10 protein-coding genes and 1 tRNA gene are annotated in these 13456 nt (G+C 32.7%); 9 read left to right on the forward strand and 2 right to left on the reverse strand.

Annotated elements, in window-relative coordinates:
• Positions 1-112 precede the first annotated feature (112 nt).
• The 4 genes from CLV33_RS06685 to CLV33_RS06700 all read left to right on the forward strand — a co-directional run bounded on the left by CLV33_RS06685 (position 113) and on the right by CLV33_RS06700 (position 8491).
• A complete protein-coding gene (locus CLV33_RS06685; RefSeq protein WP_105473247.1) occupies positions 113-3247 on the forward strand; it encodes a UvrD-helicase domain-containing protein in 3135 nt (1044 codons plus the stop codon).
• 183 nt (positions 3248-3430) lie between these two features.
• Entirely contained in the window at positions 3431-4819 is a 1389-nt protein-coding gene (locus CLV33_RS06690; protein ID WP_105473248.1) for an OmpA family protein, read from the forward strand.
• Positions 4820-4892: 73 nt separating this feature from the next.
• The gene (locus tag CLV33_RS06695) at positions 4893-7646 is read left to right on the forward strand and encodes a PD-(D/E)XK nuclease family protein (RefSeq protein WP_105473249.1); all 2754 of its coding nucleotides are present in this window, start codon (positions 4893-4895) and stop codon (positions 7644-7646) included.
• A 2-nt stretch (positions 7647-7648) separates the two neighbouring features.
• Complete coding sequence (locus tag CLV33_RS06700; protein WP_105473250.1) at positions 7649-8491, forward strand: alpha/beta hydrolase family protein; 843 nt, start codon at positions 7649-7651, stop codon at positions 8489-8491.
• Positions 8492-8611: 120 nt separating this feature from the next.
• On the opposite strand, the gene CLV33_RS06705 is transcribed toward CLV33_RS06700, so the two are convergent.
• Positions 8612-8685: transfer RNA gene (locus tag CLV33_RS06705), tRNA-Ala, on the reverse strand.
• 146 nt (positions 8686-8831) lie between these two features.
• Between CLV33_RS06705 and CLV33_RS06710 the strand changes: the two genes are divergently transcribed.
• Complete coding sequence (locus tag CLV33_RS06710) at positions 8832-9944, forward strand: adenylate/guanylate cyclase domain-containing protein (RefSeq protein ID WP_105473251.1); 1113 nt, start codon at positions 8832-8834, stop codon at positions 9942-9944.
• On the opposite strand, the gene CLV33_RS06715 is transcribed toward CLV33_RS06710, so the two are convergent.
• Positions 9936-10730, reverse strand: coding sequence for a universal stress protein (locus tag CLV33_RS06715; RefSeq protein WP_105473252.1), 795 nt, complete (start codon positions 10728-10730; stop codon positions 9936-9938). The genes CLV33_RS06710 and CLV33_RS06715 overlap by 9 nt on opposite strands.
• Before the next feature lie 58 nt (positions 10731-10788).
• On the opposite strand from CLV33_RS06715, the gene CLV33_RS06720 reads away from it, so the two are divergent.
• The 4 genes from CLV33_RS06720 (at position 10789) to CLV33_RS06735 (ending at position 13410) form a co-directional block, all read left to right on the forward strand.
• On the forward strand, positions 10789-11289 hold the full coding sequence (locus CLV33_RS06720; protein ID WP_042240485.1) for a GNAT family N-acetyltransferase: 501 nt from the start codon (positions 10789-10791) through the stop codon (positions 11287-11289).
• Positions 11286-12620 (forward strand): MATE family efflux transporter, encoded by a 1335-nt coding sequence (locus tag CLV33_RS06725; RefSeq protein WP_105473253.1) that lies wholly within the window; start codon positions 11286-11288, stop codon positions 12618-12620. The genes CLV33_RS06720 and CLV33_RS06725 overlap by 4 nt, the downstream gene beginning before the upstream one ends.
• Before the next feature lie 9 nt (positions 12621-12629).
• Positions 12630-12824, forward strand: a complete 195-nt coding sequence (locus tag CLV33_RS06730) for a hypothetical protein (RefSeq protein WP_235420511.1) — start codon at positions 12630-12632, stop codon at positions 12822-12824.
• Positions 12825-12957: 133 nt separating this feature from the next.
• Positions 12958-13410 (forward strand): 6-pyruvoyl trahydropterin synthase family protein, encoded by a 453-nt coding sequence (locus CLV33_RS06735; RefSeq protein WP_105473254.1) that lies wholly within the window; start codon positions 12958-12960, stop codon positions 13408-13410.
• The last annotated feature ends 46 nt before the right edge of the window (positions 13411-13456 follow it).

Here is a 13456-nt window from a genome sequence, read left to right on the forward strand (position 1 = left end):
TAAAATATTAATATTTCGTTTCAACAAAGTTATACATAAAAGGTCTCAATTAAAAATAATAAATAGTTATGAACTCATTGAGAGTTTTTATCTTGTAAGCAAATTATAAGTTATGGCAGCTCCAAGTAATTTTACTATTTACAATGCCTCTGCTGGTAGTGGCAAAACCTATACACTTGTGAAATCTTACTTAAAGATTGTTTTAGGCAGTAAAAACCAAGATGTTTTTAAGCGCATTTTAGCAATTACATTTACCAATAAAGCTGTGGCTGAAATGAAAGGGCGCATAATCGATACTCTTAAAACATTTGCTAATCCATCTATTTTAGAGACACCAGAAAACACGATGTTTACATCGCTTTGCCAAGAACTAAATGTGCTGCCCGAAGCGCTTCACCACAAATCTAAATCTGTTTTAGAAACCATTATTTATAACTATGCTGCTTTTGATATTTCTACCATAGATGGTTTTACCCATAGAATTATTAGAACTTTTGCTTACGATTTACGTCTTCCTTTAAATTTTGAAGTAGAACTAGACCAAGACGCCCTTTTAAGTGAAGCTGTAGATAGCCTAATAAACAAAGCAGGAACAGATAAGCAGCTTACCAATATTTTGGTGGATTTTGCTATTGAAAAGGCTGACGACGATAAGAGTTGGGACGTATCGTTCGACTTTAACAAAATAGCAAAATTGCTGGTAAACGAAAATGATATTCCTTATATAAATCAACTAAAAGACAAAACACTAGATGAGTTTAAAACCCTTAAAACACAAATAAAAAAAGAGTTAAAACATACAGAACATGCTGTGGCCGAAGCAGCGCAAAGTGCATTGGCTTTAATTGAAGAGTCTGGTTTAGAATTTAGTGATTTTTCGGGAAGTTATTTGCCTAAACATTTTCAAAAATTAAGTTCGAAAAATTTTGAAGTGAATTTTACCGCTAAATGGCAGGAAGACTTAGAAAACAAAACACTTTACCCAAAACGGGTTACCGAAAATATTGCCTCAACAATAGAACAAATACAACCACAAATTGCATTGGTGTTTCATAAAACCAAACAAGGTGTATTTCATTATAAATTTTTAAAGCTATTCTACAAAAACATCACGCCCCTTTCAGTTTTAAACGCTATAAATAAAGAGCTAACATTTTTAAAGGAAGACCAAAATAAAATGCTTATCTCAGAATTTAACACTATAATAAGTGAAGAAATAAAAGACCAGCCCACACCTTTTATTTACGAGCGCATCGGCGAAAAGTTTAAACATTATTTTATTGATGAATTTCAAGATACCTCGGTAAAACAATGGGAAAATTTAATCCCGCTTTTAAACAATGCGTTATCTACCGAAAGTGGAAGCACTATGCTAGTAGGCGATGCTAAACAAGCCATTTACCGTTGGCGAGGTGGTAAAGCAGAACAATTTATAGATTTATTTAATTTAAAGGAACGCCCGTTTTTTATTGCCCAAGAAATTAACAATTTAGGCACCAACTACAGAAGCTTTAAGGAAATTATTCAATTTAACAATGGGTTGTTCAAATTTATTGCAAATACAGTATTTCAAAATCCAGATTACGCAGCGCTTTACAAAAATGCCCGCCAAAACTCCCAGCTTAGTAAAAATGGATATGTAGAATTATCGTTTTTAGATATAGAAAAAGAAGATGACAGAAACGAAATTTTCCCTTCAACTGTTTTAAACAGCGTAAACAAGTGTATTAATAATGGTTTTGAATATGCAGATATTACTGTTTTGGTTAGGAAGAAAAAAGATGGTGTTGCTGTAGCTAATTATTTAAGCGAGAAGAACATTCCTATTTTATCGTCTGAAACCTTGTTAATTGCCAATGCTGCAGAAGTTAGATTTATAAACAATGTGCTAAGGTTATTATTACAACCCGAAAATAATGAGGTGAAAATAGAGGTTTTAAACTTTTTAACTGAGTTGTTAAATATTGAGGATAAACATAAGTTTTTCACCAACCATATTAATTTAAGTAGTAATGGGCTATTTCAATCGCTCCAACACTTTAATATTCACATAAACCCCAATACCTTAATACAATTACCACTTTACGAATTGGCAGAGGCTATAGCAAGACGTTTTAACTTAATTAAGATGCCAAATGCGTACATTCAATATTATTTAGATGTTGTTTTGGATTTTTACCATAAAAAAGGATCGGATATTGGCTCTTTTTTAGAGTATTTCGACAAGAAAAAAGAAACTTTAAGCATTATTTCTCCAGAAGGCCAGAATGCAGTACAAATTATGACAATTCATAAATCCAAAGGTTTAGAATTCCCCGTTGTAATTTTCCCCTATGCAGATTTAGACATGTATAAGGAAATTGAACCTAAAGAATGGTTTAAGCTAAACACAGAGCACTATGCTGGATTTTCGTATACCCTACTAAACTTTAATAACGATTTTGAACAGTTTGGTACTCAAGGACTAGAAATTTTTAATAGACATAAATCGCAACAAGAACTAGATAACATCAATTTACTGTATGTTGCACTTACCAGAGCCAAAGAACAGCTTTACATTATTTCTAAGAACGATGACAGTTTAAAAGACGACGCTAAAAATAAAAAGTATTCTGGATTGTTAATTAACTATTTAAAGCATTTATCTCTTTGGAACGGTGTAGATACAGTGTATACTTTTGGTAATAACATTAAAGAGTCTTTGGTTACTGAAGAAAAAAAGCCTGTATATCAACAAAAAAGCTTTATATCTAACGCCAAGGAAGACCTCAACATTAAAATTGTAACAAAGTCTGGCACATTATGGAATACCCAACAGCAAGATGCCATAGAAAAAGGTAATTTAATCCACGAAATTATGTCTAAAATTTTCACTTTTGAGGATTTAGACAAAGCGTTACAAGATGCTTTACATGATGCTGTTATAACGCCAGAGCAATCTAATCAATTAAAACCTATATTAAAAAATGTAATGGAGCACCCTAAACTAAAACCGTTTTACAGAAAAAATATAACCATTTATAACGAAAGGGATATTATAACGAAAAATGGTATAATTATAAGACCCGATAGATTAATTATAAATAACAATACCGCTGTAATAATAGATTACAAAACTGGTGAGGAACAACAAAAACACATCAACCAGATAAATTCCTATCAACTAATATTAGAAGATATGGGGTATAATGTTAAAGAAAAAATACTAGTTTACTTTAATCGAGAGCTATATGTAAAATCGGTTTAAGTTAGTTTTAACAAAAACTAGTCCTTTAAGATGTGTTCATTTAAACAAAATGTTATCTAAAATCATTCTGAAATACCCATGAATAAAGGTAATCTTCATTTTTTTTATATATTTGTCTTTGTTAATAACATTTAACAACTTACTTTTGTTCACAATTAACACTTAAAAATTAAACTTTTGAATATGAAAAATCTTAGCCGATTATTGTTCGCTATGTTGCTTGTACTAGGTTATAGCAACGTTGATGCGCAAGACAAAAACAACCCTTGGCAAATTACCATTGGTTTAAATGCAGTTGACGCTTATCCAAATGGCGATGGTGGCGCTTTTAGCGAAACTATCTTTGATGAATTTGCCAACGTAGAAGATCACTACAACATTTTACCTTCCCTATCTACTATTTCTGTTTCTAAGTATATTGGTGATGGTTTCTCTTTTGGAGTAGCTGGATCTTTAAACAAAATTGACAAATGGGGTGATGTCCCTGGTTCTCTTCCAGAAGAAACTCGTAATGTTGATGATTTATCTTATTACGGAATTGACGGTACTATTAAGTATGGTATTGGAGAAGTATTAGACTGGAAAACTTTCGATCCTTTTGTTGGTATCGGTGGTGGTTACACTTGGATAGACGAAATTGGAGCTGGTACTTTAAACGGTACTTTAGGTTTCAACCTTTGGTTTAACGATAATATTGGTTTAACTATACAAACATCTTACAAACACGCATTTGAAGATTATTTAGATACACATTTCCAACATACTGCAGGTTTATCAATTAGATTTGGTGGAACTGATACTGATGGTGACGGTATTTACGATAAAGACGATGCTTGTCCAGATGTTGCTGGTTTAGAAGCGTTCAACGGATGTCCTGATACAGACGGTGATGGTATTGAAGACAGCAAAGACGATTGTCCTAACGAAGCTGGTGCAGCTGAGTTTAACGGTTGTCCTGATGGTGACGGAGACGGTGTTGTAGATAAAGATGATAACTGTCCTACTGTTGCTGGTTTAAAAGCTCTAGCTGGTTGTCCTGATGCTGATGGTGACGGTGTTACTGATGCTGATGACAAGTGTGTTGATGAAGCAGGTCCTGCTGCTAACAACGGATGCCCATGGCCAGATTCTGATAGTGATGGTGTTTTTGATAAAGATGATAAATGTCCAGACGTTAAAGGTACTGTTGCTAACAACGGTTGTCCTGAAGTAACTGAAGCTGTACAAAAAGCACTTAACGATTATGCTAAAACTATCTTATTCGATACTGGTAAATCAACTATAAAAGCGCAATCTTCTGCTGTTTTACAGGATATAATTGCTATTTTAAAAGAGTACAGTAATGCTAAATTTACCATAGAAGGTCATACTGATAGCACTGGTAGTGAGAAGCTTAACCAAAGATTATCTGATTCTAGAGCAAATGCTGTTAAAGAATACTTAATTGAAAACGGTATTGATGCATTTAGATTATCTGCTCTTGGATATGGAGAGTCTAAGCCTATCGACACTAACAAGACTAGAGCTGGTAGAGCAAATAACAGACGTGTAGAAATTAACTTAGCAAAATAAGTTAAGTACACTTAAAATAATAAGTTTTTAAAAACGCTTCGGGAATCCCGAAGCGTTTTTTATTTTTATACCTATGACTACATTTATATTTGATGTTTTAAATGATTTAATAAAGAAGAATTATAATTTTTCTGAATTAACATTTATACTACCTAGCAAAAGAGCGGGCTTATTTTTAAAACACCAAATAGCAAAGGTGAGCAACAAAACCTTATTTGCGCCAGAAATATTAAGTATTGAGGAGTTTGTTGAAGAACTTTCAGAACTCAAAAGCGTTACCAATACCGATTTATTGTTTGAGTTTTATACTACCTATCAAAAACTTACAGAAACTGCTAAACAAGATACGTTTGAATCCTTCTCTAAATGGGGGCAAATACTACTGCAGGATTTTAATGAAATAGACCGTTACCTTATTCCGCAACATCAAATTTTTAATTACCTAAGTGCCATACAAGAAATAAACCATTGGTCTTCTGAAAGCAATCAAACCGAATTTATTAAAAACTACCTATCCTTCTGGAACAAGCTTACCGCGTACTACGAGGATTTTACAACCACTTTAATAAATAAAAACATCGGTTATCAAGGTTTAATTTACAGAGAAGCCGTAGAAAATATTGAGGCTTACATACAAAACACCGCCAATAAAAAGTTCATTTTTTTAGGTTTTAATGCTTTAAACACAGCAGAAGAAACTATTATTCAGGAATTATTACAAAACGATTTAGCCAAAATATATTGGGACATAGATGCTGTTTTTATAGAAAATCCAAAACACGATGCAGGGTTATTTACAAGACAACATAAAGCACGCTGGACCTATTTTAAAAACCATTCTTTTAACTGGATTACCCAAAACTATTCAAAAGAAAAGAATATATCTGTTTTGGGAATTCCAAAAAATGTAGGGCAAGCAAAATATATAGGAGAATTACTTGAGCATTTAAAACTAGAAAACAATAACTTACAACACACTGCAGTAGTTTTAGGAGACGAAAATTTACTCGTGCCTGTATTAAATGCTCTACCTTCTAGCATAGAGGCGCTTAATATTACTATGGGATTTCCTTTAAAATCCATTCCGCTAGCATCTCTGTTTGAAAATCTATTTAGAATACATAAAACAGCTTCAAATAGTTATTACTATAAAGATGTAATTACAATTCTGTCTCATCAATTTGTAAGACCTTTATTTTTTGAAGAACACACAGATACATCAAACAAACTTATAGAACACATAAATAGTAACAACTTAACCTATATTAAGCCAGAGCAGTTAAAAAAAATTGCCCCAAAACATACAGCAGTTATAGACTTGTTGTTTACTAACTGGAGTACATCTATAAAAGACACATTATCTAACTGTTTAGCGTTAATATTTACCATAAAATCATATTTGGATGAAGATAAATCATCAAATAGGTTATCATTAGAATATCTCTATCGTTTTAACGTGTTGTTTAATGAAGTAATTCGGTTAAATTCAGAATATAATCATATTAAAGATATTGCTTCTCTACATAGTGTTTACAAGGAATTGCTAAGTTCTGAAACTTTAGATTTTCAAGGCGAACCATTACAAGGCCTACAAATTATGGGAATGCTGGAGTCTCGTGTTTTAGATTTTGAAACCGTTATTATTTCTTCTGTAAACGAAGGCATTCTTCCGGCAGGAAAAAGTAATAATTCTTTCATTCCGTTTGATGTGAAATTAGAAAACAGTTTGCCAACTTATAAAGAGAAAGATGCCGTTTACACCTATCACTTTTATAGATTGCTACAACGCGCTAAAAATGTATTTATATTGTACAATACGGAAGCCGATGTGTTAACTGGTGGCGAAAAAAGCCGTTTTATAACACAATTAGAATTAGAAGGCATTCACAATATTAAACATCATATTATAGCCCCAAAAGTTCCTGTAATAGAACACAGCTTAAATGCTGTGCGCAAAACCGATGCCTTATTACAGGATATTTTTAATCTTGCCAAAGCAGGCTTTTCTCCATCGTCGCTTACCAACTACATGCGAAATCCTATAGATTTTTACTATCAAAAGATTTTAAAAATTAGAGAATACGAAGATGTAGAGGAAACCGTTGCCGCAAATACCTTAGGTACGGTTGTACACAATACCTTAGAAGATTTTTACGAGCCACTTATAAATACGGTGTTAACGGTTGATGCTATAAATAATTTAAAACCTAAGATTAACGATCGCGTTACCTTCCATTTTAAAAATGAATATAAAGAAGGTGATATTTCAAAAGGAAAAAATCTTATTGTATTTGAAATTGCCAAACGTTACGTTTTAAATTTTTTAAATGCCGAAATTGAAGATATAAAAGCAGGAAACGAGATAAAAATCCTTCAGGTTGAAGCACATAATGAAGTTGAAGTTACTATTTCTGGACTAGATTTTCCAATAAAAATTACTGGAAAGGTAGATAGGGTTGATGCTTATAATGGCATAACCAGAATTATTGATTATAAAACTGGCAGTGTGGAACAAAACCAAGTAGAGGTTGTAGACTGGGCAGATATTACAACCGATTATAAAAAATACAGCAAGAGCTTTCAGGTATTAACCTACGTGTATATGATGTACAAAGCAAACAACATTAGTCTACCTGTTGAAGCTGGTATAATTTCGTTTAAAAATTTGAATTCGGGGTTTCTAAAATTTGCTAAAAAAGAAAGCTCTAGAGGTAAGAAGGACACCTTAATTACCGAAGCTACTATAGCTGCTTTTGAAACAGAATTAAAAGCACTAATTTCAGAAATTTGCAATCCAGATATTGATTTTTTAGAAAAAGAAGTTTAATTATGACAATTACAAAACATATTATCTTAGAAGAAAAACATAAAAAACCCATTGTAACAGATGTTTTTTACACTAACAACAACACACCAAAACCTGTAATTATTTTTTGCCATGGTTACAAAGGTTTTAAAGATTGGGGCGCTTGGGATTTAATGGCCGAAGCCTTCTCCAGTGCTGGATATTTCTTTATAAAATTTAACTTTTCACACAACGGAGGAACGGTAGAGCAGCCTATAGACTTTCCAGATTTAGAGGCTTTTGGAAACAACAACTACACTAAGGAGCTAGATGATTTAGAAGCTGTGATAGACTGGATTTATAAAAGCTCTGAATTTGAAAACAATTTAGATAAAACCAACATTAACTTAATTGGCCACAGCCGAGGTGGTGGCATTGTAACTATAAAAGCCGAAGAAGACCAACGCATTACAAAGGTTATAAGTCTCGCAGGAGTGTCAGACTACGGCAGCAGAGGCCCTTTAATTGGCAACATAGAAGAATGGAAAAAAGATGGTGTAAAATATGTTGAAAACAGCAGAACCAAACAACACATGCCGCATTATTATCAATTTTATGAAGATTTCAAAGCCAATGAGGAAAGATTGACCATAAAACGCGCTGTTTCAAATTTAAAAATCCCCTATTTAATTATTCATGGAGATGCAGACACGAGCGTAGCAATAAACGAAGCACATCAACTCCATAAATGGAGCGGAAAAAGTAATTTAGAAATTATTGAAGGTGCAGACCATGTTTTTAACACGAAACATCCTTGGGATGCCAATGCCGTATCGCCCGCTTTAAAGCGTGTTATTGAATTAATTGATGCCTTTATAAAAGAGTAATTCTTCCTTAAATTAGTTATTTTTAAACAACAGTAAATTTTAGCAATGCCTTTGTTTGGTATAGTTAATAAATAAACAAAGCCTCAAAAGATAAAATCTCTTGAAGCCTTGTTATTACTGTGGAGAAGATCGGATTCGAACCGACGACCTCTTGACTGCCAGTCAAGCGCTCTAGCCAACTGAGCTACATCCCCTTATTCCTGATTTAGGACAATAATATAATTTTTTGTAAATATATTAAAAGACAAATTAAAGTTACGTTTTATTATAAAATAATATGTCACCTAATATTAAACTTTAGAATAATTAACTTGCAATAAACTCAATAAGAGTAGCAAAAATGAAAATTTCGCCCTTAGTAAAAAGAAATGCCCTAAGAATTCTTCCTTTTGGATGTATTTGGTTGTTGTTTGCATGCATATTTCTTTGGATTGAATATGCTGCAATTGGAGACATAACCAACACACCCGCTTCTGCTATTAAAATAACACCAAAAATTCTTGCCTTTGCCTTAACTGGTATAACGCTTATTGGGCTTTTAGTAGGGAGCATTGAAATATTATTCCTCAACAAGATATTTGAAAAGAAAAGCTTATTAACCAAAATAGTGTCCAAGTTTTTAATCTACCTCTTTATTTTTTTCTTAATTATATTTATTAACTATCCTATAGCTGTAAGTTTAGAACTTAACATATCGGTGTTTCATCCAACAGTGTGGAGCAGATATGTTGATTTTTTATTTAGTATTACCCATTTAAGCACCGTTATTCAATTAGGTGTTTCGCTACTTTTTTCACTATTATATGCAGAAATCAGCGAAAATTTAGGTCAGAACGTATTACTTAACTTCTTTACAGGAAAATATCATAAACCCGTTTCTGAAACCCGTATATTTATGTTTGTAGACATGAAATCTTCTACTGCTATCGCAGAAAAACTAGGGCATATAAAATATTTTGATTTTTTAAAAGATTATTATTTCAACCTATCTAATGCTATTATAAAAAACCAAGGTGAAGTATATCAGTACATAGGAGATGAAATTGTAATTTCTTGGAATTTTAAAGCAGGCATAAAGCAAAACAATTGCATTAACTGTTTTTTTGATATGAAGCTAGACTTAGAAAAGAAAAAAGATGTTTATTTAAAAACATATAACATATTTCCAGAATTTAAAGCTGCCATTCATTACGGACAAGTTACAACAGGAGAAATTGGCGCTTTAAAAAAAGAAATTTTCTTTACTGGAGATGTTTTAAATACTACTGCTAGAATTCAAGGCTTATGCAACATATACAATGCAGAGCTTATTATATCCCAAAACCTTATAGAACATTTAAACTTAACTAAAGACTTTACAATACGTAAGCTAAAGGAGGAGACGCTAAGAGGCAAAAAAGAATCTATAGATTTATTTGAAGTAGAGAAAATTGGCGAACAACAATTACTTTAAACCACTTAAAACTAAAACAGGAATACTGCTATGAAAATCCTTTTTTAAAATTGTATCTTTTTCCCATGTTTTAGCAAAAAAACCGCGTTTACGTCTTACTACACAGAGCATATCTGGTTTATGCGACTGAAAATGCTCTAATACACCTTGAAAAGTAGTGGCATTAACCGTTTCGGTTGTATTACTTACTATAGCGTTTAATTCGTCGTTCACATCAAAATCACCATCATTGTAATGCGGTGTTTTAACCAATAATAAATCTACATTGGCTTTAAACTTGTCTTTAACATCCTTAATAGGCGACAAAACATTTTCTTTTCTAATAATGGCAGATTTAATGGCCATTAAAATATGCTCTGGCTTAGAGAATTTGTAACCTTCTGGAACAATTAATGCTGGCACATCCATTTGCTTAATAATTTTACCAGAGGTTTTTCCCAAGTATACTTCATCTTTAATAGAGTTTGTTCTTGGTTCTACCAATACCAAATCTACATCGGCAGCTTTACACGCTAATTCTAAAGTGTCTATTAAATCTCCTTTTAAAGTTCTAACAAAAACATCAACGTTTTTCGTATCTACCTGTTTTACAAGACCTTGTAAAAACTCTAAGCTTTCACGTTCAATAATTTTATCAACATTTATCATTGTTCCCGCTTTAGTAAATACATTATACACTTGTACCACAAAAAGTTTTGCGCCAAAAGCTTCAGCAAAATCTACGGCGTATTGTAAATGACTAATTGCATTTTTTGAAGACCCAACAGGAACTAAAATATTTTTCATGACCAAAAGTTAAAGCTTAAATTTACATAGAATTATAAGGCAAAAGTAAAACAATTTAATGATACGAAAAGCAATACCTGAAGATATAGATAAAATTTTAAAAATCACCAAGGCATGTGCTGCACATATGATTAGCAAGCACATTTTTCAATGGAATGAATTCTACCCCAATGCCACAGCATTTAAAAGAGATATTGATAATGGTGAGTGTTATGTTTTAGAAATTAAAAACGAAATAATAGGATGCATTACAATTTCAACCTATATGGATGAAGAATATAATCCGATAAAATGGTTAACCCCTAATGACAACAATATCTATATCCATCGTTTGGCGGTACATCCTAATTTTCAAGGTAAAGGCTATGCACAACAATTACTATCGTTTGCTGAAAATTATGCGACCATCAAAAATTATAGATCAATACGACTAGATACATTTTCACAAAACAAAAGAAACCAAAAGTTTTACGAACTTCGCGGATATAAAAAACTAGGCGATATTTACTTTCCTAAACAAAGTAAATTCCCTTTTCATTGTTACGAACTGGTTCTGTGAATAAAAACATAAGCTTAAAATACATAAACAAATTGGCGGTTCCTGCACTTATTGCAGGAATATCAGAGCCTATTTTATCTATAACCGATACTGCCATTGTAGGAAACGTTGATGTAAACCCTGTAGAGTCTTTGGCTGCTGTGGGTATTGTTGGTACTTTTCTTTCTATGCTTATTTGGATACTAGGGCAAACACGCAGTGCCATTTCAGCTATTGTATCGCAATATTTGGGTGCCGATAATTTAAATGCCGTTAAAAACCTTCCTGCCCAAGCTATTTTTATTGTAACTTCTTTAAGCCTTTTTATAATAGCTAGCACTTACCCTTTTGCTAGTGAAATTTTCAAACTTTATAATGCATCAAATCTTATTTTAGAGTACAGTGTACTTTACTATAAAATAAGGGTTTTTGGTTTTCCTTTCACCTTATTTACTATAGCCGTTTTTGGTACGTTTAGAGGATTACAAAACACATATCACCCCATGATAGTTGCTATAATAGGTGCAGCCACCAACATTGTTTTAGACTTTGTTTTGGTATATGGCATTTCAGGGTACATAGCACCTATGAATATTGAGGGTGCAGCTTATGCCAGTGTTACTGCACAAATACTTATGGCTTTATTTTCAGGATACTTTTTGCTAAAAAAAACAAATATACCACTGCTTCCTACCTTTCCGTTCAATAAAGAAATTAAGCGGTTTATAGGTATGATTTTTAATTTATTTATTAGAACACTAGCCCTAAACATCACCTTATATTTTGCTACACGTTTTGCCACTGGTTATGGTAAAAACTATATTGCAGCATATACCATTGCCATAAATTTATGGTTTTTGGGCGCTTTTATTATAGATGGTTATGCAGGCGCCGGTAACATAATGTCTGGTCGCTTATTTGGTGCTAAAAATTATAAAGATTTGGTAAACCTCAACAAAAAACTCATTAAAATAGGGCTTGTTGTTGGGTGCGCTTTAACTTTGGTAGGATTTATTATTTATAAACCCATAGGCTTATTATTTACTAAAGAGCATGAGGTTTTAGAGCGTTTTTACAATGTATTTTGGATAGTGCTTATAATGCAACCTATTTGCGCTATTGCCTTTATTTTTGATGGTATTTTTAAAGGTTTGGGTAAAATGGGAACACTAAGAAACGTGCTGTTACTTGCTACGTTTTTAGTATTTATTCCAATACTATATGGTTTAGACTATCTAGATTTTAAGCTTAATGGTATTTTTATTGCACTAACGTTTTGGATGATTGCCAGAGCACTGCCATTGCTCATCAATTTTAGAAAACAATTTATCCCGCTCGCTAAAAACAATTAACTTTGTAGCATGATGATAAACAAACTACTTTTGGGTTTTAGTCTTATTCAAAATTCAGACATCGAAGAAAAAATTAAAAATGCGCCAGATAGTGGTTACGAAGTAGGTGTTTTTATTGGCTCTATGATACCCTTTGTAGTACTAGTAATTATTGCTTACATGATTTATTACTACAATAAAAAGCGCAACAACAATAACAACTAGCATCCCCCATGGACATTCTAAATTTTTTAAGCGGCAATGGTCTCTTTTTACTTCTCGCATTAGTATTAATAATCGTGTATTTTGTAAATAAAAAACGAAGAAGATAGTATCTTTGCCAACCAACAATTCGCATATGAGTAATATACGCATCACCAAACAATTCTCTTTCGAAACAGGTCATGCCCTTTACGGTTACGACGGTAAATGCAAAAATGTACACGGGCACAGTTACCGTCTCGATGTTACCGTTATTGGCAAACCCATAACCGATAATACCAACGTAAAATACGGTATGGTAATAGATTTTGGCGACCTAAAAAAAATCGTTAAAGAAGAAATTGTAAACGTGTTCGATCACGCTACGGTATTTAACAAAAACACTCCTCACGTAGATTTAGCAAACGAGTTAAAAAAACGTGGGCACAATGTTTTATTAGTAAATTACCAACCCACCAGCGAGATGATGGTTATAGATTTTGCAAAAAAAATAAAAGCACGTTTGCCACAAAATATTAAGTTACATTCCTTAAAACTCCAGGAAACGGCCACAAGTTTTGCAGAGTGGTTCGCTTACGATCAAGAGTAGTTTTTGGGCGCTCCCCTTTCGGGTCGGGCTTTACACTAATAGTTTT

Origin of the sequence: Jejuia pallidilutea, assembly GCF_002973595.1 — a bacterium.
GTDB classification, from domain to species: domain Bacteria; phylum Bacteroidota; class Bacteroidia; order Flavobacteriales; family Flavobacteriaceae; genus Jejuia; species Jejuia pallidilutea.

Excerpts from the sequence above, each read along its gene's own strand:
- CLV33_RS06715 (WP_105473252.1), bottom strand. The coding sequence starts at position 10,730 with ATGAAAAATATTTTAGTTCCTGTTGGGTCTTCAAAAAATGCAATTAGT.
- CLV33_RS06685 (WP_105473247.1), top strand. The coding sequence starts at position 113 with ATGGCAGCTCCAAGTAATTTTACTATTTACAATGCCTCTGCTGGTAGT.
- CLV33_RS06700 (WP_105473250.1), top strand. The coding sequence starts at position 7,649 with ATGACAATTACAAAACATATTATCTTAGAAGAAAAACATAAAAAACCC.
- CLV33_RS06710 (WP_105473251.1), top strand. The coding sequence starts at position 8,832 with ATGAAAATTTCGCCCTTAGTAAAAAGAAATGCCCTAAGAATTCTTCCT.
- CLV33_RS06695 (WP_105473249.1), top strand. The coding sequence starts at position 4,893 with ATGACTACATTTATATTTGATGTTTTAAATGATTTAATAAAGAAGAAT.
- CLV33_RS06690 (WP_105473248.1), top strand. The coding sequence starts at position 3,431 with ATGAAAAATCTTAGCCGATTATTGTTCGCTATGTTGCTTGTACTAGGT.
- CLV33_RS06735 (WP_105473254.1), top strand. The coding sequence starts at position 12,958 with ATGAGTAATATACGCATCACCAAACAATTCTCTTTCGAAACAGGTCAT.
- CLV33_RS06730 (WP_235420511.1), top strand. The coding sequence starts at position 12,630 with ATGATGATAAACAAACTACTTTTGGGTTTTAGTCTTATTCAAAATTCA.
- CLV33_RS06720 (WP_042240485.1), top strand. The coding sequence starts at position 10,789 with ATGATACGAAAAGCAATACCTGAAGATATAGATAAAATTTTAAAAATC.